At 28.0% G+C, this 25,005-nt stretch carries 24 protein-coding genes; 3 read left to right on the forward strand and 21 right to left on the reverse strand.

The features are described 5' to 3' along the window. Positions 1-21: 21 nt before the first annotated feature. The 10 genes from xdhC to BN6774_RS11385 form a co-directional block, all read right to left on the reverse strand. The gene (xdhC, locus tag BN6774_RS11340) at positions 22-498 is read right to left on the reverse strand and encodes a xanthine dehydrogenase subunit XdhC (RefSeq protein WP_066893700.1); all 477 of its coding nucleotides are present in this window, start codon (positions 496-498) and stop codon (positions 22-24) included. After that, a complete protein-coding gene (gene xdhB / locus BN6774_RS11345; protein WP_066893702.1) occupies positions 491-1,369 on the reverse strand; it encodes a xanthine dehydrogenase FAD-binding subunit XdhB in 879 nt (292 codons plus the stop codon). The genes xdhC and xdhB overlap by 8 nt, the downstream gene beginning before the upstream one ends. 13 nt (positions 1,370-1,382) lie before the next feature. Further along, positions 1,383-3,674 carry a xanthine dehydrogenase molybdenum-binding subunit XdhA gene (xdhA, locus tag BN6774_RS11350; protein ID WP_066893704.1) on the reverse strand — a complete coding sequence of 764 codons (2,292 nt, stop codon included), beginning with the start codon at positions 3,672-3,674 and terminating at the stop codon, positions 1,383-1,385. A gap of 136 nt (positions 3,675-3,810) precedes the next feature. Next, positions 3,811-5,571 carry a sigma 54-interacting transcriptional regulator gene (locus tag BN6774_RS11355; RefSeq protein WP_066893706.1) on the reverse strand — a complete coding sequence of 587 codons (1,761 nt, stop codon included), beginning with the start codon at positions 5,569-5,571 and terminating at the stop codon, positions 3,811-3,813. A 110-nt stretch (positions 5,572-5,681) separates the two neighbouring features. After that, positions 5,682-7,049: a uracil-xanthine permease family protein gene (locus BN6774_RS11360; protein WP_066893708.1), complete on the reverse strand. Its 1,368-nt coding sequence runs from the start codon at positions 7,047-7,049 to the stop codon at positions 5,682-5,684. 186 nt (positions 7,050-7,235) lie between these two features. Next, a complete protein-coding gene (locus tag BN6774_RS11365; protein WP_066893711.1) occupies positions 7,236-8,591 on the reverse strand; it encodes a uracil-xanthine permease family protein in 1,356 nt (451 codons plus the stop codon). 430 nt (positions 8,592-9,021) lie between these two features. Beyond that, on the reverse strand, positions 9,022-9,237 hold the full coding sequence (locus tag BN6774_RS11370) for a hypothetical protein (RefSeq protein WP_066893713.1): 216 nt from the start codon (positions 9,235-9,237) through the stop codon (positions 9,022-9,024). A 58-nt stretch (positions 9,238-9,295) separates the two neighbouring features. After that, on the reverse strand, positions 9,296-11,302 hold the full coding sequence (locus BN6774_RS11375) for an amylo-alpha-1,6-glucosidase (protein WP_066893715.1): 2,007 nt from the start codon (positions 11,300-11,302) through the stop codon (positions 9,296-9,298). Between the two features lie 215 nt (positions 11,303-11,517). Further along, positions 11,518-11,934, reverse strand: coding sequence for a hypothetical protein (locus tag BN6774_RS11380; protein WP_066893717.1), 417 nt, complete (start codon positions 11,932-11,934; stop codon positions 11,518-11,520). Between the two features lie 18 nt (positions 11,935-11,952). Next, on the reverse strand, positions 11,953-12,291 hold the full coding sequence (locus BN6774_RS11385) for an arsenate reductase family protein (protein WP_066893719.1): 339 nt from the start codon (positions 12,289-12,291) through the stop codon (positions 11,953-11,955). A 144-nt stretch (positions 12,292-12,435) separates the two neighbouring features. Here BN6774_RS11385 and BN6774_RS11390 point away from each other — a divergent pair, with 144 nt between their 5' ends. Beyond that, a complete protein-coding gene (locus BN6774_RS11390) occupies positions 12,436-13,443 on the forward strand; it encodes a hypothetical protein (RefSeq protein ID WP_066893721.1) in 1,008 nt (335 codons plus the stop codon). Between the two features lie 33 nt (positions 13,444-13,476). Here BN6774_RS11390 and BN6774_RS11395 read toward each other — a convergent pair whose 3' ends face one another. Next, the gene (locus BN6774_RS11395; RefSeq protein ID WP_066893723.1) at positions 13,477-14,670 is read right to left on the reverse strand and encodes a DUF6398 domain-containing protein; all 1,194 of its coding nucleotides are present in this window, start codon (positions 14,668-14,670) and stop codon (positions 13,477-13,479) included. A 220-nt stretch (positions 14,671-14,890) separates the two neighbouring features. Between BN6774_RS11395 and BN6774_RS11400 the strand changes: the two genes are divergently transcribed. Then, positions 14,891-15,520 carry a GerMN domain-containing protein gene (locus tag BN6774_RS11400; RefSeq protein ID WP_066893725.1) on the forward strand — a complete coding sequence of 210 codons (630 nt, stop codon included), beginning with the start codon at positions 14,891-14,893 and terminating at the stop codon, positions 15,518-15,520. A gap of 41 nt (positions 15,521-15,561) precedes the next feature. On the opposite strand, the gene BN6774_RS11405 is transcribed toward BN6774_RS11400, so the two are convergent. From BN6774_RS11405 to purB, 4 genes are all read right to left on the reverse strand, one after another. Continuing rightward, complete coding sequence (locus BN6774_RS11405) at positions 15,562-16,398, reverse strand: hypothetical protein (protein ID WP_066893727.1); 837 nt, start codon at positions 16,396-16,398, stop codon at positions 15,562-15,564. Positions 16,399-16,563: 165 nt separating this feature from the next. Beyond that, complete coding sequence (locus BN6774_RS11410; RefSeq protein WP_066893729.1) at positions 16,564-16,806, reverse strand: hypothetical protein; 243 nt, start codon at positions 16,804-16,806, stop codon at positions 16,564-16,566. A 105-nt stretch (positions 16,807-16,911) separates the two neighbouring features. After that, complete coding sequence (locus tag BN6774_RS18525) at positions 16,912-17,079, reverse strand: DnaJ-like cysteine-rich domain-containing protein (RefSeq protein ID WP_159426833.1); 168 nt, start codon at positions 17,077-17,079, stop codon at positions 16,912-16,914. A gap of 106 nt (positions 17,080-17,185) precedes the next feature. Further along, on the reverse strand, positions 17,186-18,616 hold the full coding sequence (gene purB, locus BN6774_RS11415; RefSeq protein ID WP_066893732.1) for an adenylosuccinate lyase: 1,431 nt from the start codon (positions 18,614-18,616) through the stop codon (positions 17,186-17,188). Between the two features lie 159 nt (positions 18,617-18,775). On the opposite strand from purB, the gene BN6774_RS11420 reads away from it, so the two are divergent. After that, positions 18,776-18,994 (forward strand): DUF378 domain-containing protein, encoded by a 219-nt coding sequence (locus BN6774_RS11420; RefSeq protein WP_066893734.1) that lies wholly within the window; start codon positions 18,776-18,778, stop codon positions 18,992-18,994. 75 nt (positions 18,995-19,069) lie between these two features. On the opposite strand, the gene BN6774_RS11425 is transcribed toward BN6774_RS11420, so the two are convergent. From BN6774_RS11425 to rimO, 6 genes are all read right to left on the reverse strand, one after another. Next, positions 19,070-19,330, reverse strand: a complete 261-nt coding sequence (locus BN6774_RS11425) for an HPr family phosphocarrier protein (protein WP_066893736.1) — start codon at positions 19,328-19,330, stop codon at positions 19,070-19,072. Positions 19,331-19,515: 185 nt separating this feature from the next. Then, positions 19,516-19,776, reverse strand: coding sequence for a stage V sporulation protein S (locus BN6774_RS11430; protein WP_016206312.1), 261 nt, complete (start codon positions 19,774-19,776; stop codon positions 19,516-19,518). A 192-nt stretch (positions 19,777-19,968) separates the two neighbouring features. Next, complete coding sequence (gene rny, locus BN6774_RS11435) at positions 19,969-21,513, reverse strand: ribonuclease Y (protein WP_066893738.1); 1,545 nt, start codon at positions 21,511-21,513, stop codon at positions 19,969-19,971. 293 nt (positions 21,514-21,806) lie between these two features. Next, complete coding sequence (gene recA, locus BN6774_RS11440; RefSeq protein ID WP_066893740.1) at positions 21,807-22,853, reverse strand: recombinase RecA; 1,047 nt, start codon at positions 22,851-22,853, stop codon at positions 21,807-21,809. Between the two features lie 171 nt (positions 22,854-23,024). Continuing rightward, complete coding sequence (pgsA, locus tag BN6774_RS11445; RefSeq protein WP_066893742.1) at positions 23,025-23,615, reverse strand: CDP-diacylglycerol--glycerol-3-phosphate 3-phosphatidyltransferase; 591 nt, start codon at positions 23,613-23,615, stop codon at positions 23,025-23,027. Beyond that, complete coding sequence (gene rimO / locus BN6774_RS11450; protein WP_066893744.1) at positions 23,599-24,936, reverse strand: 30S ribosomal protein S12 methylthiotransferase RimO; 1,338 nt, start codon at positions 24,934-24,936, stop codon at positions 23,599-23,601. The genes pgsA and rimO overlap by 17 nt, the downstream gene beginning before the upstream one ends. Positions 24,937-25,005 lie beyond the last annotated feature (69 nt).

A 25,005-nucleotide genomic window follows, 5' to 3' on the forward strand; every position in this document is an offset into this window, starting at 1 on the left:
TGTAATTCCTCCAGACAAATTTTATTTTTTCTCCAAGGCCCTTTTAGTGGCATTAAATATTTTTTGATAGCCTGTACAACGACAAAGATGTCCTGATATCTCCCTTTTTATTTCTTCATCAGTATATTTTTTCCCGCTATTTACTAATGATGTAGTAGTTAAAACTAATCCCGGAGTACAAAACCCACATTGAATAGCCCCTTCTTCAATATAAGCCTTTTGAACAGAAGATAATTGTCCTTTTTTTTCCAACCCTTCCACAGTAGTAATTCTTTTATTATTAGCCCATACCGCCAGATAAATACATGAATCAATTGGCTCTCCATCTACTAAAACTGTACATGCTCCGCATTCTCCAACAGAACATCCTCTTTTTACTCCAGTAAAATGCAATCTTTCTCTTAACACTTCAAGCAGTGTTTCTCTAATATCAACTTCTAAATTATATTGTTTTTCATTTACTATTAAATTAATTTTTTTTATATAATTACTATTCATATATATTACCTCCGGCTCTTTCAATGACTTTTAATATACCTCTTTTTGTTAATTCCTTTATTAAATGTATTCTAAAATCTCTTGAGCCTCTCCATGAATTTCTTGGCTTTGCATTTAATAGTGCCATTTCTGAAATTTTATCTATATTTTCCATAGTAATTTTTAAGCCCCTAGCATAATTTTCAGCTTCTATACACCTTATTGGAACTGGCGCAGCTACTCCTAGTGATATTCTTAAATCATTAAATTTTCCTTCTTTTATGCTCCCTAATACAGATACTCCAAGCATTGCAATATCCATGGCTTTTCTATTACTAAATTTTATATAATTACCATAATAGTTTTCATAATCTTTTTTATTAATTATTATTTTTACTAAAACTTCATTTGAATCAATATTTACTTTACCCGGTCCTAAATAAAACTCCTTTATTGATACTAATCTCTCTTTTTCTTTAGACTTAATTAATAACTTGGAATTTAAATTAAATAAAGTAGTAGCACTATCAGCTGAAACTGCACCGTTACAAACATTGCCTCCTATAGTCGCCATATTTCTTATTTGAGGTCCTCCCATAGATACTGCAGCCTCTGCAAGAACTGGTATATTATTATTAATCTCTTCACTTCTAAATATATCAGTAAAAGATGCCATGGCTCCTATTTCAATATTTCCATTTTCCAATTTAACTATATTTTTTAATTCTTGAATATTTCTTAAACTTAGTAAAGTAACCTCAGAAAATTTACCATGTTGTAAACTAATTAATATATCTGTCCCCCCTGCAATTATCTTGGAATTTTCTCTATATAATATTTCTAAAGCTTCATCTATAGTATTAGGCTCATAAATATTTTTAATATCAAACATAAAATTTCTCCTCCTAAATTAATCCAACTTCCTTAAATTTTTCAAATACAGCTTGTGGATTCATAGGAATCTTATTAAAAGCAACACCAGTTGCATCTAATACTGCATTTCTTATTGCAGGAGCTGGAGAAATAGTTGTATTTTCTCCTAATGATTTTTGTCCAAACCCTGCTGCCGGCTCAAATTTTTCGATAAAATATGCATCAATCTTTGGAGTATCCATTATTGTTTGAAGTTTATAATCTAATAAATTGTTATTTAATGCTCTACCTGTTTTTTCATCAAAGAGCATTTGTTCTGTTAATGCATAACCTAAAGACATACTAACACCACCATGTACTTGTCCTTCTGCTAGACTATGATTCAAAATAATTCCAGAATCATGTATATTATATATTTCTAATATCTCTATTTTTCCAGTCCTAATATCTACTTCCAATTCGGTAAATGTTACTCCATAAGCTATTGCATTATTTCTAATATTAACAGAAGTATCACTTGTTATAGGGCAAGCCTTCTCCCTATGATAGTAAGAGTTCATAGCTATTTCTTCCAATGTACAAATAACTCTTTTTAAATCTTTTTCTATTATATTACAATCCTCAATATCTAAAGCTTCCTTAGGCATCCCACAAATTTCACTAGCAAAGCTTAATACTTTATCTCTAACCTCTACTGCCGCCTTCTTTACTGCTGCTCCAGAAACAAAGCTTTGTCTTGATGCATAGGACCCAGTATCAAAAGGGGTTATATCAGTATCTTGTGTACTTATTACATGTACCATATCAATATTTATACCTAGAGTTTCAGCTACCATCTGAGCAAAAACTGTATCGCTTCCTTGACCTATTTCTGTAGCACCTATTTGCAATTGTACTGAACCATCTTGATTCATTACTATTCTAGCTCCAGCTGCTTCTAGGGAAACTGGATAAGTTCCACTAAAGTAGCTAAAACAAGCCATTCCCAATCCTTTTCTTTTATTGCCTTTTTGATTTTTATATTTTTCTTTCTTTTCATCCCATTTAATAAGTTCTTTTCCCTTATTTATACATTCTGGCAATGCAAAGGAGCGTGCAATATTTTTACTAACAGGCTCTACATAACCTTCTTTTATTAAATTTTTTAATCTAAACTCAATTGGATCAATATTTAAATTTCTAGCTATATCTTCAATATGGCTTTCTATAGCAAAAAACATTTGTGGTGCTCCATACCCCCTCATAGCTCCAGCAACGGGTAAATTAGTGTACACTGTTCTAGGAGAATACTTAATTGAATTAAAATCGTATAAAGGTCTAAATTTTCCTCCAGCACTCATAGTTACTGAATGTCCATGAGAAGCATAAGCTCCATTATTAACTAAATTATTAATTGCTATTCCAAGTAATTTGCCATCCTTAGATACTGCTGTCTTAAAGTGAAACTTCATAGCATGTCTTGTTCTTGAATCTATGAAAGTTTCCTCTCTCGTTAATGTATATCTTACAGGTCTCCCATTAACTGCAAGAGACATAGCTGCAGTTAATGGTTCAATTACAACATCCTGTTTATTTCCAAACCCTCCACCTATATAAGGTTTTATAACTCTTACCCTTCCCCAAGGAATCCCAAGAGCTTGACCTACAACTCGTCTTGCTATATGAGGAATTTGTGTTGATGATACAATAACTATTCTGCCTTCAGCATCCACATACGCATATGCAGTATGATTTTCCATTTGACAATGTTGAACTATACCAGTTTCGAAATCGTCTTCAAAAATAAAATCAGCATTCCTAAAGTCTTCAACTACATTTCCTGATTCTGATCCAAAATCACTTATAATATTATCAGGTCTATCTTCATGTATTACAGGAGCCCCTTCCTTAAATGCATCTTCAGGATTTATTATATTTGGTAGTATTTCATATTCCACCTTAATTAAATTTAAGGCCCTATTTGCTATTATTTCATTTTCCGCTATAACTGCTGCTATAGCATCTCCTACAAACCTAGCTTTATTAGTTAAAATCAATCTATCTTCTACATCCCTGTGTTTTTCATCTAATGACCAAGGATGACCTGCAGTAGAAAATTTTATACTTGGTAAATTCTTATAAGTTATAATAGCTTCTACGCCCTCTAAATTTTCAGCTTCACCAGTATCTATATTTTTTATTAATGCATGGGCATGGGGACTTCTTAAAACTTTTCCAATTAACATATCTCTTTCAAAATAATCATCAGCATATTTTGCTTTTCCAGTAACCTTTGCAATAGCATCTAGCCTATTCACACTGCTTCCTATTACTTTATAAGCCATATTGCACCTCCAAAATAAATATTAACCATTACCTATACTCTAATTTTATATTTATTTACAAATATTATCAATAAAGGATTTTGATGTAATTGAAATAAAAAGGTCAATATTCTTTCAAAGAATACTGACCTTAACTTTATTTTAATAAATTATATTCATCAATTTTTCTATAAAGGGTTGCAATTCCAATCCCTAATTTTTTTGCAATTTTCTTTTTATCTTCAGTAGTTGTTCCATACATCTTTAATGCTTTTTTTATTTCTCTTTCTTCTAACTCTTTTAATGTAACTACTTCATCATTATCTACTGACTTTTCATATCCTTCGCTATTTAATATATTTTTAGGAATAACTTCTTTATCTATAATTCCATCTGTTCCAATCATATTAACAATAAATTCAATTGTATTTTCTAACTCTCTAACATTACCCGGCCAAGGGTATTTATAGAAAGCATCCATTACCTCTTCAGTTATTTCTATGGAACTAAAGGTTTTACCTAAAAGCTCAGTGTATTTTTTAATAAAAAATTCTATTAAAATATCTATATCCTTTATTCTTTCCCTTAAAGCTGGAATTTCAAATGGAATAACATTTAATCTGTAATATAAATCTTCTCTAAATTTGTTTTCTTTTATTAATTCCTTTAAATTTTTGTTTGTTGCTGCAATTACTCTTACATCTATATCAATTTCTTTATTAGAGCCTACTCTTGTTATTTTTCTTTCTTGAAGTACTCTTAATAATTTAGTTTGAAGATAAATAGGCATGTCTCCTATTTCATCTAAAAAAATAGTTCCCTTATTAGCTAATTCAAACTTACCTATCTTCCCCATAGGATCTGCACCTGTAAATGCACCTTTTACGTACCCAAATAATTCACTTTCAAGAAGTGTATCTGGTATAGCACCACAGTTTATAGCTACAAAAGCTTTATCTCTCCTATTCCCTTCGTTATGTATTGATCTTGCAAATATTTCTTTTCCTGTTCCACTTTCGCCAGTAATTAAAACTGTTGAAGATGATAGGGCTATTTTTTTTACTCTTCCCTTTAAGTCCTCCATAATTTGAGTTTTTCCTAATATATTATCAGTTTTTATAGAGTTTTTTATGTTTGTATATTCTGATATATTATCTCTAAATCCCTTATAATCTCGAAAGACAAATATTTTATCAAATTGTTTATCATTTAGCTCCATAGGAAATAGATTACCTATAAACTGAAAGCTTTGATTCCCAATTAAAACTTTAAATATATCCATTTGAAACAAACTGTCTCCTGTTGGTTCAATAGAAACACTTAAAGCAAAGAAATTATCTACTTGTTTAATAATTTCAGCACCCTTAGAATTTATATGGGTCACCTTATTATTCTTATTTAAAACCATTACACCTTGGTCCATTTTATCAATTATTAAGTTTAATGATTTTACCACAATATCATCACGTTTTTTTTGATAATATTCAAAAGCTGCTGTGCTTATAAATTCTGCAATTTGCTCTATAAAAGCCCTATAATTTTCAAACCTTTCAAGAATTTGATCTCTTTGTTCTTCATTAAAGCATACTAATCCTAAAACACCTATTATTCTGCCTTGAAATTTTATAGGAGTGCTCATTTCAAATAATTCTTCGCACTTTCCTCTTTTTATACAGTCTCTACATATACTATCTTTACCTGGCTCTGTAATAGCCTTGAATTCCCCAGTTTTCAGTACTTCCCTATAGGCATAACCTTGTTTTGATATATCCTTATCTATTCTATTTCTATAGGCTCCTGTAGCTGCTATTCTAATTAAGTTTTCATCCACAACTTCTACATCAACATTTAATATCTTTTCAACGATATTTATGTATTTCATTACTGCGCCTTGAATTTCTTTCAAAATAGATGGCATCTTTAAACACCTCTTTTGCTAAATTAATCTCCAATTAATTTTAAAAGCAATTTTTATGCCATTAATATAAAAAGCTATATAATAATTTAAATTATTATATAGCTTTTTATCTATTTATTATCTATTTGTTGTCTTTCTTCTTCTTCTTCTTTTAAACTTTGTTTTGGTAATATTAAATTTAAAAATATTACGGAAATAGTAGTAATCACTACTGGTGAACTTCCAAATAAAATACTTATTGAGCTTGGAAAAGCATCTAAAGCTCCTGGGACTTGTGTTATTCCTACTCCTAAAGCAACTGATAATCCAACAACAGTAATATTTCTAGTAGATAATTCATCCTTAAAAATTAGCTTAATACCTGTCATTGTAATTGTTGCAAATACTATAATGGTTGCTCCACCAAGTACGCTTTGTGGTACTGTAGTTATTAAAGCTCCAATCTTAGGGATAAATCCTGCTATTAACATAAAAGCTGCTGCTAAAGCAATTATGAATTTACTTACAACCTTTGTCATAGCAACTATTCCTATATTTTGTCCATATGTTGATGTTGGTAATCCCCCCATTACTGAGCCAATTATATTTACTATTCCATTTCCTATTATTCCATTAGATAATTCTGAATCCTTAAGTTCTCTATTTAAGCCGCCTTCAGTAGCAACTGAATATTGACCAACAGTTTGTACTGAATCTACTATATAGATAATAACAATAGATAATATTGCTGATGGATAAAACTTTAATCCAAAGTGTAGTGGTTTAGGAACTTGTACCCAACCAGCATTGGCTATTGCACTAAAATCAACTTTATTAAATATTATAGCGAATACGTATCCAACAATTATCCCTACTAATATAGATGCAAGTTTAAAATATCCTTTTGTAAAGTGATTACAAAATAATACTACTCCTAAAGTTACAAAGGCTATTATCCAATTTTGTATTGAACCAAAATCAGATGCTCCTACTCCACCAGCCATATATTTAATAGCAGTTGGATATAATGATAAGCCTATTGTAAAAACAACAGTTCCTGCAACTAAAGGTGGAAATAATTTTCTTAAAGGTTTAATAAATATTCCAACTAAAACTGCAACTATTCCCCCTATTAATTGAGCTCCAAAAATAGCTTCTATTCCATAAGTTGCACCTATAGCAGTTAAAGTTGGTACATATGCAAATCCAACTCCCATAACAATAGGCAGACCTGATCCAAATTTCCATATAGGATATAGTTGTAACAATGTAGCTATACCTGCTATAAATAATGAACACTGTACTAAAAGAGCTTTATCACTTGAACTTACTCCAGTAACCCCTGCAACTATTATTGCTGGTGTTACATTTCCTACTATCATTGCTAATAAGTGCTGCAATGATAAAGGTATTGCCTTTTTAATTGGTGGTACCCCATCTAAATCAAAAACAGAAGTATTTCTATTATCTTCACCATTTCTTTTCCATATCTCTACCATATCTATGACTCCCCCTTATGTAATCAATAAAATAAAACTAATATTGGGATTTGCTTCAATTATTAATTTAAGATTACTTCTCATTTTGATAATTTTACATTCCAAATTTTTATTATTTTATTTGTAACTCTATAAAAATCAAAGGCTATATATAAAATTATTATTTCTATATACAGCCTTTTACTATTATTTTTCTATTTTGCTTCTCTCATTATCTTCATCTTTAATAGTTTTTTTAGGCAGTATTAAATTTAATAAAATAACTGTTATAGTAGTTATTACAACTGGTGAACTTCCAAAAACCATATTAACCCAACTTGGGAAAGCATCTAATGCTCCTGGAACTTGTGTTACTCCCATTCCAAGGGCAACAGAAAGCCCAACTATACTTGTGTTTCTACTAGAAAGTTCATCTTTTATAATTACCTTTATACCAGTCATTGTTATCATTGCAAATACTATTATAGTAGCACCGCCTAATACACTTTGTGGTATTGTAGTAATTAAAGCACCAAACTTTGGTATAAATCCTGCTATTAGCATAAACACAGCAGCTATCATAATGATATACTTGCTTACAACTTTAGTCATAGCAACTATTCCAACATTTTGACTATAGGTTGCTGTAGGCAAACCTCCAAAGAATGAACCAATTATACTTGAAACTCCATTTGCCATTATTCCTCCTGATAATTCAGTATCCCTAGGTTCTCTACCTAATCCACCTTCTGTTGTTGCTGAATAATCTCCAACAGCTTGAACAGAATTAACAATATAAATAATAACCATAGAAATAATAGCTGAAGGTATAAATTTCATTCCATAATGTAATGGTGTTGGAACTTGTATCCATCCTGCTGATGAAATAGCATCAAAACTTACCTTTCCGATTGCTATAGAAAAAACATATCCTGCTATTATACCTACTAATATAGAAGCTAATTTTACATATCCCTTTGTAAAATGATTACAGAATAAAACAACAACTAAAGTAACAAGAGCTATAGCCCAATTAATTGGAGCACCAAAGTCACTTGCTGCTGCTCCTCCAGCCATATATTTAATTGCTGTTGGATATAATGATAAACCAATAGTAAACACAACTGTTCCAGCAACTAATGGTGGAAATAACTTTCGTAACGGCTTAATAAATGCCCCTACTAAAATTGCCGCAATTCCTCCTATTAATTGAGCGCCAAAAATTGCCTCAATTCCGTAAGCCGAACCTATGGCAGTTAAAGTTGGTACATAAGCAAAACTTATTCCCATTACTACAGGTAGCCCTGATCCTAATTTCCATATTGGATATAATTGCATTAAAGTTGCGATACCTGCCATAAACAATGAACATTGAACTAATAAGGTTTTGTCACTTAAGTCCATTCCTGTAATACCAGCCACTATTATAGCTGGAGTAACGTTTCCAACTATCATAGCAAGTAAATGTTGTACGGATAATGGTATAGCCTTTTTTAGGCTTGGTACTCCATCTACATCAAAAATCGAAGTACTTTTCTTTACTTTTTTTCCTACCTCTAACATAATAATATATTCCCCCTCATGTAAGTTAATTAGATTAAGCTTATACATCACTCGAGAATATATGATTATTATCACTACGAAAAAATATTCTCATTTTGATAATAATCCTATTCCTTCATACCACATAAGTAATCGTTTTAATTAAATTTTTTTCACATAGCTATATGTTTTAAATCTTAAAAAACTAAAAAGAGCCTTTAAAGTTTCATTACTTATTGAAGCAATAAGTATGCCAAAACCTTAACAAGCTCTTTAATCTTGGAAATCCCCTTTATTTCCTTAATCTATAGAAATATTCTTAATTAATTAAATATATTTCTCATATTAAAATGATAAATAAAGATTATGGAAACCCTTCAATTGCCAATTATTCCTTATTTATATCATTATAATAATTTTTTATCATTTTGAGATATTTTGTTAATACTTTTTACATTCTTTTCAATTTTCTATCCTCAACATAAGATACTATTATAGAAAGTATCATTAATATAATTGATAAATATAATATAGGTCTATTATCATCTATTGGACATGCTCCAATCGGTAAATTTTTCCTAATTGTATAAATTTTATATATCCCATATAAAAATATAGCTATAGCAATAATAAATATACTGTTAGAAAAACTAATAATTTTTTTCATTACTTTATTCCTTTCTTATACACACTTATTATAGCATATTTTCTTATAATTTCATTATTTATTTTCTATATATTTCTTTAAACACTCTAAGTACTTCTGCTACCCCCCAAGCTTGGGTATAGCATCCCCTACTTGTAGATGAAAAATCTCCATCAAAAATTTCAGCAATTCCATTTATACAACCATCTTTTAAATGATCTTCAAATACTGATAACATTCCTTTAGCCCTAATGATTGAAGTTTCACTAAAATCATTAACTTTTATATAAGCTGTAATAAACGGTCCAATTAAAAAGCTCCAAGTTGTTCCCATATGATAAGCTAAATCTCTATTTATAAGTTCTCCTATATACTTCCCTTTATAATTTTCATCCATGAAGGATAGAGATCTTAATCCATAAGTAGAATATAAGTGCTTATGCACTGTACTTACAACTAATTTTTCTTTTTCTTTTGGTAAAATAGAAAAAGGTAGTGATACTGCCCAAATTTGATTTGGACGTATACTATCATCTTTTTTGTCTATTACATCATACAAACACTGTTTTTCATTATTCCAAAACTTTTTATTAAAAGCTTTTTTAACTTTTTCAGATAATTCTCTATACTTTAAATCTTCTTTATTAAGTTTAATTCTAAGCTCTTCCATTATACATAGTGCATTATACCATAGAGCATTAATTTCTACTGGCTTACCATGTCTAGGTGTTACAACTATTTCCCCCACTCTTACATCCATCCAAGTTACTTGATCTAATCCTGATCCAGCAAATATTAATCCATCAGTATCCATTCCTATAGAAAATTCTGTTCTTGTTGAGTATGCCTTAAATATTTCAACTAATTTATCATATATTTTGTTCTCAATAAATTTATAGTCCTCTTCTCTTTCTGTATACTTTAAATATTTATAGACAGCTTGAAAATACCAAAGAGAAGCATCTACAGTGTTATACAAAGGGTCTGTATTAGTATCTGGAAATAAATTAGGTATTAATCCACCTTTTACATATCTAGAAAAAGACTCTAATATTTCTCTTGCATCATCGAACCTTTTCGTACATAGCACCAACCCTTCAAAAGCTATCATTGTATCTCTTCCCCAATCCGTAAACCATGGATATCCAGCTAAAATTGTTTTAAGCCCAGTACTATTTCTTTTTACAATGAAATGATCTGCTGCTTTAACTAAGTTATTGGCAAAATTATCATTATATCCAGCTCTTAATACTAAGTCATTAGTCCTTTTTTTATATTCTTCTTCTATTTGAAATCCTGTTTTGCTAATTTCATCTTCTATTGTACATATTAAGTAGATCCTCTTATTTTCATTAGCTTTAATTTTAATATTAATGTCATAAGGAGTATAGTGATTATCTAGTCCTAAAAAGCCTGTTCTATTTTCTATTTGGTAGTAATTATTATCCTCATATAAATAATTAGGAGTAGCTAGATTTGTAGGAATTAACTTTCTATCATAAAAGTCACCTTCTGAAGTTTTTAGTGTAATTTTAATATTCTTATTTTCATTAGGAATCAATGTAAGCATATTATCTTTTATTTCTTGATTAAATTTCAACTTTGACTTTTCTATAGCTTCTCCTGCTAATCTATAATTAAATACAGGAGTAATTTTAAAGTTTGATTCTTCAATACCATTTTCAATTTCATAGCATATAGCTACTGTATTATATCCATAATCCATAGATATAGTCTTTTTTATATAAACATCCTCAACTCTATATCTATATTCTGGAATACAATCGAAAGTAAATCTTTCTAAATATTCGTGCCCATTTTTCGATTTATTAATATACGATTGAGAAGTTAAATCATACTTCCTATTACTTATTTCTATTTCTTCTTGAGTTCTTGTAAGAATTAAATACCTATTCACAGGGGGATTTAAAGCTGCTACTAAATATCCATGATGTAAAACAGAACTTCCTCCTGTAATAGTTGAATTAGAAAAACCTCCTATTCCATTCCCTATAACCCAATTTAATTCATTACCTTCTTTTATTGTTTTAAAAAAACTTCTCCCATAACTATATATTCTATCCATAAGTAACCTCCATAATATCTTGTTTTTCTATCTTATTATATAACTAACTACGCCCTATTTTAATTGTGTAAAATTACAAAAATAATTTATATGTAACACTTATATTTATATTTTCATATATTATACTAGCTATTAGCTTTAAAGGCTAATCCATATAAATTCATCTCCTTCATTAATTATAAAAAAGAATCAAAGCTTAGTGGCTTTGATTCTTTTTATATTATTGAGTCAAATTCTATCTGTACTTTTCTAAATGCAATTTCCTTAGTCAAATTTAATGTTTTAGGGTCAATCTTTATTTTAAATATATTAGGACACTTTTCCATTCTCCATAACTTCATAAATCTTGGTGTGGCTGTAAAGCTAGCATAATATTTCTCTTCATACTCATCATAAAATTCTAAAAACTCTAACTTACTATATCTATCAATAGATAAACTATCTTTATCTAAATTATTTACTATTGGAACTAAATATCTAAGAGGGATTTCATAATTAAAATTTCCTTTAATACTTCTCCCCTCAATTAATGCTCTTTTTAAAAATTTATATTTATCTATTTCTTTATCCTTTATATTTATTTTAAAAATTGGATTATCATTTTTTCCCTTTTGTATTTTAATTTTAATCATTTGTTTCACCCTATATTTCTATTCCCAATTATCCCAAACTTCTTTTTTGTAACCTAAAGTAGCTAAATTTCCATTCCTAACAATAGGAGCTTTAAATAATTTAGGGTTTTTAAGTAGAATTTCTTCTTTCATATCAATACTTCTTATTTTATCTAAATTTAATGTTTTAAATTCCTTAGATTTTTCATTAATAAGATTATTTATAGAAATACTTTTCTTTACTGAGTTCAATTCACCCTTGCTTAATCCTTTTATATCTATATCTATATATTGAAAATTAATTTTTCTCTCCTTAAAATATCTTTCAGCCTTTTTTGATTCAAAACACTTTTTTCTGCCAAATATTTGTATATTCATTTACTTCTCCTTTACTTTATAAAGTTGCTTATTTATTATATCATAAAAATTATTTTAATAAGATAATATATGCCGTAAAAATAATCACTTTTTTATCAATTAACAGTATATTAATTATTAGGAACAATATTTAAGGATGATTTTTTGAATTATTTAATAACAGCATTTAAAATAATTATTATTGAATATTTAATTTTATTCTTTCATGAATTAGTCCATTATATTTCATCATTATTCTTAGGTTTTAAAACTTCTAATTATTACTTAATTCCTTTTAATTTAGAAAAAAATAAATCTAAATTAAAATTAAAAATTTTATTATTTAAAGATAATTTTATTACTAGCAAAATACATTTTAATTCCATATCAATATCTTCAAAGCTTCAATATAATATTCTATTAAAAAAAATTAGATTTTTCTTCTTTATTGGACCTATTTTTGATTTTATTATATTTGTAGCACTGTTTTCAATTGGAGTTACTAAAATAGAGTATTCTTATTTAGCCTTAATTGCATTGATTCATTTTTCTTTGTCTACCATTAACTTTTTTAATAGTGATGGAAAATATGCTATAGGTGCTAAAGAAGATACTAGAATTGCCTTTGATGTAGTTAGGAACTATACATTATGTGGCAATGGAGAAGTTTCCCATGCAAGCAAAAGAATACTCACAGATTTTCATATGGAAATTTCAGAAAATATCACCATAGATACCTTTGATGTAAATGACTTATGGAATTTTTTAAACAATCTATCATTTTATACAAATTCTCTTCTTAGCTATTTAAATAATGACATATTAACTTTACATTCCTCTACTTCTACTTTTTTTGAAAGTATTATAAAAGATTATGACAATATAAAAGTATATGATTATAGGCAAGTAGAAAAAACTTCTCTCTCCATTTTATACTATTTCATATATCTTAAAATATTAAATAAAGATCTTACTATAAATGATAATATTTCGCAAAAAATATATGATGGATTAAAAATTCCTTACTATAATAAATTATATAATTTATATTTTAATAATGAAATCGAAAATATTTCTTATCTTCGTAACGAAAATAATATGCCACCTTCTGTATCTTCCTGTGAAGGCTATAGAAAATTACTCCTAAATTTAATAAATTTATATAATAATTAAAATAGTGTCTGGAAAAGCCAGACACTATTTTAATTAAAGATTATTTTTTATTTGTTTTACCCAATTTCTAGCTCCAGCTACTGAGTTCCAAGCAACTTCTGCATTTTTTATATAGTAAATTGCATCTTCTTCCGAGCCTAAACTCTTAAATTCCGGCTGTATCTTAGGAACTCTTTTTTGCTTAGTAATATAACTAACAACAAAAGGATTTGATGCATTAGCAATTCTTAAAGCTCTTTCTGCTTCATCTAATTTACCTAATTTAAATAAATAAAGTGCTTTTGAAAACTTAGTTGCTGAAATATAATCATCTTTATACTTAGATAAAATTTCCTCTATTTCTTCATCTAGGTTTTCTGAAATTAGCCAAGAAAGTAAAACCCCTCTTATTAATAATCTATCTTCAGGGCACAATCTTAATAACTCCTTAAACTCTTTAATGGCTTCTTTTTTCTCATTTATACTCCATAATAAATTTCCAAGTCTATATTTTGCACTATAATAAGGCTTAGTAATTTCTAAATCTAAATACTTTCCAATAAACTTATCTATATTTTCTTCTCCTATAACTTCTTTAGCTACTTCTACTGCTTTATTAGCTAAGTTCTTTTGTTCATCTTTACTTAAGGAGTTATCATAAGATAATATAATATATGCTTCTGCACATTTATTACTAATTTCTAATGCTTCTTTTGCTAACTTAACCTTTTTATTAAAATTCTTTTGATTCCATGCATCACTTGCTATTTTATTAGCTTCTATTAAGTCCTTATCTTCTTTAATTATAATTTCATCTAAATTTACACTTTTCTCTTTTTCTTGCTCTTTAGCAACAATTAATTCTTCAGTTAATTTAATTTCTTCATTATCTAAAGAAATTAACCATTTATCTTCATCAATATCTATCATACTTCTAACTTCTTTAGATTTAGAAAGGCCTGTACTACTACTTACGCTAAATAATTTATAAAAATCAGAAGCCTTAATATCTATATTAGATTTATTTGTAAATAATCCATTTTTTAATGCTAAAGCATGAATTATTCCACAAGCCCATGAGTTTGCCTTCCCCTTATTTATGTTAGAATCTTCTAGCATAAATATTTCTTTACATAAGTTTTCTGCAAGAAACAAGTATTCTTCATTTAAATTGTTTTTACATACCTCTTCAATTATTCTCATAATTTCTAAATATCTTTCATTATTTACTTCAGTTGTTTTTTGCATTACTTATTTTCTCCTTTTTCTTTATGGTATTTAGACTTTAATAAATGATGTTTAAGCCGATGTTTTATATTATATGATATTTACATATTTTTTTCAAACATTACTGTAATCAATACTTTAAATTTTTTATTTTATGTAAATTTGTAACAATATCTTAATTATGTTATAATTACATTAACAATTTTTCATTTTAAAGATATTAAGATTGGAGGCGTTTTAAATGAAAAAGAAAATACTAGCAATACTATTATCATTATCAATTCCTTTTTCTTTAATTTCTTGTAAAGATTCTTCTGAGAAAATAAAAGACGATGGAAATAAAGTTAATACTTCAACTAATGTAGTTGATAAAGAGACAACCTCTAAAGATAAAAATGATAATGATAATAATAATAATAAAGAAAATGAAAGCAAAGAATCTGTAAAAGAGGCAAATGCTAAAATATATTATTATGATGTTGTAACTGATAAAGTTGTGTACATAAATAAAGTAATTAAAATTGAAGATAATAAAACAGCTACAGCTTTAGTTAATGAATTAAAAAAATCTCCAAATGATGATATATCTCCATCAATTTCTAGTGAGATTATTTTAAACTCAGCTAATGTAGATAAAGATACTTCAACTATAACAGTTGATTTTTCATCTAATTTTGTAAGCGCGCAAAACTTAGGCGCTGGTGCAGAGTCAAGTACTCTTACTGCTATATGTAATACTTTTGGCAGCTATTTCAATGTTGATAATGTTATTATAACTTTAGATGGAAAACCTTATTCTTCAGGTCATATTTTAAAAGCTGAAGGTGAAGCTTTTAAAGTAGATTTAAAGAGTTCCATAGAATTAAAATAATTCAAGGTCATGTCTATATTAAATATGGACATGACCTTTTTCTAATATTCAATACCCTTTTTATAAAATAAATCATCAGATATAACTGCTATTCCAGATATCTTAATTCCTTTCTTTAACTTTTCTCCGTTTAATGGATTTATAGGATAAGAATTTCCATTATATTTTAAAATTCTAAACTCTTCATCTTCATTATTCATTATTTTAACTATCAAATCATTATATCCATTATTCTTATTATCTGAAATAATTATAGGAGGAATAATACCTCTTATTTCAGAATTTATAATATAATCATCATTTCTTTTTTCTACAACTAATAGTGTTCCACCCTTTTCACTACAAAATTTGGGACCTTCTAAATATGCTAATATTTCATATTCTGAAAAGTTTCTTAAATTAACTTTATTATATAAATAACTTAACTTGTCATGTTTCGGAATAAGTAAAAATTCTTTTTCTATAACTCTTTCTAATCTATAATTAGACTTATATTCTGATTCAATAAAATCTACTTTAGAAAAATCGTATTTATTATTTATAAATTCAATGTTTCTTAAATTTAAGTTATTATTTTTCACACTATATACCGATACTGTTGTTTCTATAATTTTAAACTTATCTTTGTCAAAGCTTAAAATATTTATTAATTCTCCAATAACATCATTATTATTTTCGCCTATTATTTTTTGCTTTATTAAAATATCAACTACATCTTTTTCATAATTTCTAATTGATAAAACATCATATATAGGTGATACCTTTCCAATTATTGTTCTTTTTAACTTTCTATTTTTATCATACTTCTCTTCAATATACTTTTTTTCTCTATTTTCTATATCTATATTGTATATCAACTCTTCTTTACTATTAGTCACTTGAACTTTACAATTATCATTATAAACAACTTTATATTCATAATTATTATAGTAGTCTGTATTAAAAATATTAATTAAATTATCTTCATTAAAGTCATATATTACTGCTTTTATTCCTTTATCTTCTTCCTTTTGTTGTATTATAAAAAGTATTTGATTTTTATTTTAAACTTTATATTTTTCAATTATTATTCTAGGATTGTACCCTTCTAAACCTTTTAATTCAAGGCAACTTAACTTTCCACTATCACCGTCAGATATTATTATTTCCATCTCCTTATAAAGGGCATTTTTTCCACTTCCATCTTTTTTACCTATTAAATAAATCACTTCATCTTCTAAATTACCTTTTATATTTGAAATTTTAGTCATAATAATTTCTTTTAATGGATTTTCATTATTAATCATTTAAACCCCTCATTTATTAATATAATATTATACTATTACTTTAAATTCTTTTTGTTATAAAAAAAAGATAGGTTTATTACCTATCTTAGATTTATTATAAAAATATTATAATTTTCCTTCACCTTCACAAACAGGACATTTAAAACTTCCTTCTCCTAAACAAGTTACACATCTTGTATTAGGACCTTCATCAGTACCACAGTCACAACTTATCCTACCAGTTCCATTACAACTAATACAAGTACTAATAAAATCATTACAATTTAGCTCCATAAAATATCCTCCTTTGCTATCTATAACTAATTATTGACATATATTCTTTTTTTATTCAATTAAATATAATTATAAATAAAACATAGGAATATTTTTAAGTAAAAAGTTAAACATTTATTATACTTTTAATTTCTAAAGCATCCTTATTTTTTTCAATAATTGGCTTTATGTATTCTTCTATAAATTCAACAACTTGACTTGGAGCTCTTCCTACAAACTTATTAGGATCAATAATATTTAGTATTTCTTCTTTATTTAGCATGAAACTATTATCATTTATTATTCTTGTAATAAGATCATTGTCTAAACCTTCACCTTTTACCCTCTGAGCAGCAGCCATAGAATGAACTCTAATTTTTTCGTGTAATTCTTGTCTATCTCCACCCCTTTTTACTGCTTCCATCATAATATTTTCTGTTGCCATAAATGGTAATTCATTATTTACATGCGCACTTATAACTTTTTCATAAACCACCATATTTTCAGCAATATTAATATATAAGTTTAAAACACCGTCTAATGCTAAAAATGCTTCTGCCACTGCAATTCTTTTATTAGCAGAATCATCTAGTGTCCTTTCAAACCATTGTGTTGCTGCTGTTATTGCTGGATTTAAAGAATTTACAATAACATATCTAGCTAAAGAACTCATTCTTTCACTTCTCATAGGATTTCTCTTATAAGCCATAGCTGAAGATCCTATTTGATTTTTTTCAAAAGGTTCTTCTATTTCTTTCATACTTTGAAGTAATCTTAAGTCATTACTAAACTTATAAGCACTTTGAGCAACTTCTGATAATCTGTTTAAAACTATGGAGTCTAATTTTCGTGGATAAGTTTGACCAGTCACACCATAACTATTTTCAAAGCCCATTTTTTTAGCCACTATTTTATCTAATTCTTTTACCTTTTCTTCATCATTATTAAATAACGTCATAAAACTAGCTTGAGTTCCTGTAGTTCCTTTAACACCTCTTAATTTTAATGTAGATAATAGAAAATCTATATTTTCTATATCTAGTACTAAATCTTGCATCCAAAGAGTAGCCCTTTTACCTACTGTCGTTAATTGAGCAGGTTGAAAATGAGTAAATCCTAAAGTTGGCATATCTTTATACTTAAGTGCAAAATTTGATAAATGATTTAATACTGTTACTAATTTCTTTTTAACTAAAAGTAACGCATCTTTCATAATGATTATATCTGTATTATCTCCTACATAACAACTTGTAGCTCCTAAATGAATTATTCCTTTAGCATTTGGACATTGTAATCCATAAGCATATACATGACTCATAACATCGTGTCTAACTTCTTTTTCTCTTTTTATAGCTTCATCATAATTTATATTATATATATTAGATTTTAATTCTTCTATTTGCTCTTCTGTAATATTTAAACCTAATTCTTTTTCTCCTTCAGCTAAAGCTACCCATAATTTTCTCCAAGTTGAAAATTTCATATTATCCGAAAATATGTAGCTCATTTCCTTTGATGCATATCTTGAATTTAATGGTGAATTATATAAATCTCTCATCCTTTGAAAACCTCCGAATAAATTTTTCTTTTTTAAATACATCATTCGTATTATATCATATTTTAAATTAACTTTCAGCTTTTTTAAGTTATTTTCAAGTTATATTTTTATATTTCTATAATATACTATACTGTAATAGTTTATAAAGGGGGATAAATAATGTGTAAAATAAGCCTTTTAGATAAAATATCTTTTTTATTAGTAATAATAGGTGCAATTAACTGGGGACTTATTGGATTATTAAGTATAAATATCGTAAGTTTATTTACAGCTGGTTCAGTACTATTACAAAGATTAATATACATTATAATATTTGCAGCAGCCATAGATCTTATAGTTCTAATTTATAAATGCAATCCTTTCAAATTTAATAACTAACTACATAAAAAATTATGGAGCTGTAGATATACAGCTCCTATTAAAGTAAAAAAAGTGCCCTAAGGCACTTTTTTATTAGTCTTCTAAGTTAGCTATTAAGTTAGCTATTTCTTCTACTGCTAAAGCTTCGTCATCTCCGCTTGCTAAAACAGTTATAGTTGCTCCCTTAGTTACTCCTAAAGAAAGAACTCCTATTAAGCTCTTAACGTTTGCTTTCTTTCCATTGAATTCTATGCTTACATCTGACTTGAAAGATGAAGCTTTCTTAACTAATAAAGTCGCTGGTCTTGCATGTAAACCAGTTCCGTTGTTTACTACAACTTCTTTAGATACCATTAAACACACCTCTTTACTTTAAATTTAAAATAGTTATCTATTTAACTATTTCATTATATATGGAAATTCAAAAAAATTCAAGGCTTATAAAGTGCTAATTTAAGTAATACTAAAAAAGAACTACGAAATGTAGTCCTTTTTTATCTCCCCTAAATAAAATCCACTAAATAATTCCTTATAAAATATTATCTTGGTTGAACGATTAGTTTTATTGCTGTTCTTTCTTCACCATCAATTTCAATATCAGTGAATGCTGGAACACAAACAATATCTTTTCCGCTAGGGGCAACGAAGCCTCTTGCTATAGCAATTGCTTTTACTGCTTGGTTTATAGCACCTGCTCCTACTGCTTGAATTTCTACTATATTCTTTTCTTTAATAATGGCAGCTAATGCACCTGCCACAGAATTAGGATTTGATTTTGTTGAAACTTTTAATACTTCCACTTTGTCTTTACCTCCTAGATAAAAATCGTTTACAATTATTCAAGAATTTACTCTTGCTATATATATATTCTATATCTATATTTAAAATCCTTCTTTATTTTCAAAATTTTTGATATTTTTTATAAATATTTTATTTATTCTTTTTAAAATAAAAATAAGGTACATTTTGTATTAAACAAAATGTACCTTATATTATTTAGCATAATCTACTGCTCTTGTTTCTCTTATAACATTAATTTTAATTTGACCTGGATATTCTAATTGTTCTTCTATATTTTTAGCTAAACTTCTAGCTAGCTCTACAGATCCAGCGTCATCTAACTGATCTGGTTTAACCATAATTCTAATCTCTCTACCAGCCTGAATCGCATATGACTTTTCTACACCTTCATAAGAATTTGCAATTTCTTCAAGTTTTTCTAATCTCTTAATGTAAGCTTCTAAAGTTTCTCTTCTAGCACCTGGTCTCGCTGCTGATATTGCATCAGCTGCTTGAACTAATACAGCTTCTAGTGTTAACATCTCAACATCTCCATGATGAGCGGCTATTGCATTTGCTACCACTGGTGATTCTCCATATTTTTTAGCCAAGTCTCCACCTATAACAGCGTGGCGACCTTCTTCTTCTTGTGTTGCTACTTTACCAATATCATGTAATAATCCTGCTCTCTTAGCTAAATTTACATCTAAACCTAATTCAGCAGCCATAACACCAGCTAAATATGAAACTTCGATGGAATGTTTTAACACATTTTGTCCATAACTAGTTCTATACTTTAGTCTACCAAGTAATTTTATAATTTCAGGATGAACACCATGAACTCCAGTTTCTAAAGTTGCTTGTTCTCCTTCTTCTTTAATGTCATTTTCGACATCCTTAGTAGCTCTTTCTACCATTTCCTCGATTCTAGCTGGATGAATTCTACCATCTACAATTAACTTTTCTAAGGCTATTTTAGCAATTTCTCTCCTTACTGGATCAAAACTTGATAAAATAACAGCTTCCGGAGTATCATCTATTATTAAATCTACTCCTGTTAATGTTTCAAGAGTTCTGATATTTCTACCTTCTCTACCTATGATTCTTCCCTTCATTTCATCATTAGGAAGGGCAACAACATGTACTGTTGACTCTGATACATGATCAGCTGCACATCTTTGAATGGCAGTTGTTATAATTTCTCTTGCCTTTTTATCAGCTTCTTCTTTGGCTCTAGATTCTATATCTTTGATCATTATAGCAGTTTCATGAGTAATTTCTCTTCTAACTTCTTCTAAAAGAATTTCTCTTGCTTCATCAGTAGATAAAGACGCAACTCTCTCAAGTTCTTCCCTTCTTTTAGTATGAAGTTCCTGTACACTTGCTTCCATTTCATCGATTTCTTGTAATTTTTTATTTAGAGCTTCTTCTTTCTTTTCTAAAAGATCTGCTTTCTTATCCAAAGATTCCTCTCTTTGAATTATTCTTCTTTCAAGCCTTTGAATTTCATTTCTTCTTTCTCTTGAATCTCTTTCTAAATCATTTCTAAGTTTATGAACTTCTTCCTTAGCTTCTAAAATTGACTCTTTCTTAGTAGCCTCCGCTTCTCTTTTAGCATTTTCTAAAAGGGTTTCAGCTTCTCTTTCTAAGCCTTCTATTTTATTTTTAGAAGCGCTTTTTATAGCTTTATAAAGTAATAAGCCAGATATGACTAATATTACAGCATCAACTATTATTGCAATAAGAATCTTATCCATAACAACACCTCCTCCATTCATATAAACAATTATGCTTAAATGAAAATGTAGAGGTATCATATTTAACCTAACTGATATTTGAAATATGATAAAACCAGTATTTGTTATTATTTTATATTAAAATTAAAATTATGTCAAGTTACTTATATAATACAATAAGACAGTTTATAGCATTTTTTTATAGAATTATTTATATTTTTTATATACTAAAAAATCGATAGTATAATAAAATTATACTATCGATTATATTATTAGCATATTTATCTAATTATATTCAAGTAATTATAAATTTATTACTCTTTTTTACTATCCTTATCTGTAGTAACAACCACTTCTTGCATTATAGGTAACTCATACTTGCTTCTTATCTTATTTTCTATTTCTAAAGAAATTTCAGGATTATCTTTTAAGTACTGCTTAGCATTTTCTCTACCTTGACCTAATCTTATATCTCCATAAGAGAACCATGCACCACTTTTTTGAACTATTCCTTCTTTAACTCCTACATCTACTATATTTCCAGTTTTTGATATACCTTCGTTATACATTATATCAAATTCTGCTTGTTTGAATGGAGGAGCTACCTTATTTTTCATTACCTTAACTCTCGTTCTGTTTCCTACTATATTTTCACCTTGTTTAATAGAATCTATTCTTCTAACATCAAGTCTTATTGTTGAATAGAACTTTAACGCTCTACCACCGGTTGTAGTTTCTGGATTACCAAACATAACTCCAACTTTTTCTCTTAATTGGTTAATAAATATAGCAACGCATCCAGTCTTTTGTATTGTTCCCGTTAACTTTCTTAAAGCTTGTGACATAAGTCTTGCTTGAAGACCAACGTGAGAATCTCCCATTTCACCATCTATTTCAGCTCTTGGTACTAAAGCCGCAACTGAGTCAACTACTATAACGTCTATAGCTCCTGAACGAACTAAAGCTTCTGCAATTTCAAGTCCTTGCTCCCCTGTATCCGGTTGAGAAACTATAAGATTTTCTGTGTCAACACCTAAATTCTTAGCATAACTTGGGTCAAGAGCATGTTCCGCATCTATAAAAGCAACTGCTCCACCTCTTTTTTGAGCTTCTGCTGCAATATGCAATGCAACAGTTGTTTTACCAGAACTTTCTGGACCATATATTTCTATTATTCTTCCTCTAGGGACTCCCCCTACACCTAAAGCTATATCTAAATCAAGGCATCCAGTAGAAATGGCTTCTATATTTAATGAACTATTTTCGCCAAGTTTCATAACTGCACCTTTTCCAAATTGTTTTTCAATTTGACTCATTGCATTTTCTATAGCTTTTAGCTTATCCATATCTATATTTCCCATATAGCACCTTCCTCTCTCATAGAACATTTGTTCTGTATTTAAATTATAAATCATATATTGATTATAGTCAATATGTATTTCATAACTATATTCTATGTTTCATAATAAAAGTTCCAACTCCAAGAGAAGGAACTCTTTTTTAAATTATAACCAATTTATAGTAATTATAAACTATTTATTTGGGTTAATAATTTTAATATTCTTTTTAAAATAATCGTACCCTGACACTATGGTCATAATTACTGCTAATAATAATATAACTCTTGGTCCATGCACAATAATTTCCTTAAAAATCTCACTACTTCCAACTAAAGACATTAGATATTTAGATGAACCTATGTTTAATTGTAGTAATAAAGCTATAATTGCAGCAATTTGAGTTACTGTTTTTACTTTTCCCCACATACTTGCTGCAATAACTTTACCTTCAGCAGCTGCTATTGTTCTAAGACCTGATACAGCAAACTCTCGAGCTATTATTACTACTGTCGCCCAAGCAGGAACAACTTGTAATTCTACTAGGGATATTAAAGCTGCTGTAACTAAAAGTTTATCTGCAAGTGGATCCATAAATTTTCCAAATGTAGTGACTTGATTTCTACTTCTTGCTATATAACCATCCAATTGATCTGTTAATGAAGCAATTATAAATATAAAAGTAGCTATAAAAGTTCCATATGGAATATTTTTTACTGCTATAAAAATCAAGAATACTGGAACTAAGAATATTCTTATCATAGTTAGCTTATTTGCTAAATTCATCACATATCTCTCCCACTAAATCATACTCTAAAGCTTCTTTTATTTTGACCTTTACGATATCACCTTTTTTAATATTTTCAGTACTATCAACTAATATGGTTCCATCAATTTCAGGGGCCATTTCTGAACTTCTTCCAATGAAATATTTACCTTTTCTTCCTTCTATAATAGTATCATAAACTTTTGATATTTTCAATTTGTTTAAATCTTCTACAACCTTTTTTTGAATCAACATAAGAGTATCTTGTCTATTACTTTTTATGTTTTCGTCTATTTGATCTATCATATTAGCAGCAGGAGTTCCTTCTTCCTTAGAATATTTAAATACACCTACATTATCTAATTTGTATTCTTTTAAGAAATCACATAATTCATTAAAATCTTCTTCAGTTTCTCCAGGAAAGCCTACTATTAAAGAGGTTCTTAATGTTATTCCTGGAATTCTACTTCTAAGTTTTTTTATTATTGCAGTAATAGTTTCCTTATTAGTTCTTCTTGCCATTTTTCTTAAAATATTATTGCTTATATGTTGTATAGGTAAATCTAAATATTTAACTACTTTATTATTTGTAGCTATTTCTTCAATTAATTCATCTGTAATTTCTTCTGGATAACAATATAGAAGCCTTATCCATTGAATCCCTTCAACCTCTGATATTTCATTTACTAGTTCATGCAATTTATTTTCTTTATATATATCCATTCCATAATAGGTTAAATCCTGTGCTATTAATATTACTTCTTTGACACCATTTTCTGAAAGTAATTTTACTTCATCTAATATAGCCTCTTTTGCTCTACTTCTAAATTTACCTCTTATTTTAGGAATTATACAATATGTGCAATAATTATCACAACCTTCTGCTATTCTAACATAAGCAGTATGTTTATCTGTAGTTAATAATCTTATTCCTTCATTTATATTTTCATCACTATAATTTGCCGCAAATAATTTTCTTTCACCTTTAATAAAATCTAGTATTAACTTATGAATCTTCATATAATCATTTACGCCCATAAGTATATCTATTTCAGGCATAAGTTCTAAAAGTTCTTCACCATATCTTTGAGTTAAACACCCTGTAGCAATAAGCATTTTACATTTGTATTTCTTCTTATATTCTGCCATTTCTAAAATAGTATCTATAGATTCTTGCTTTGCACTTTCTATAAACCCACAGGTATTTACAATTATTATTTCTGCTTCCTTGGGGTCATTAGTTATTTCATAAAATTTATTTATAGTTCCTAAAATAAGCTCAGAATCAACTCTATTTTTATCACAACCTAAGCTTACCATACCTACTTTATACTTTTCCAAAGTTTTTTTCCTCCTATGTATTAGATTATACTAATTTAGCCTAAATCCTATTTTAATGTAGAAAAATAA

This window comes from Clostridium nigeriense, assembly GCF_900086595.1.
GTDB lineage: Bacteria > Bacillota > Clostridia > Clostridiales > Clostridiaceae > Clostridium > Clostridium nigeriense.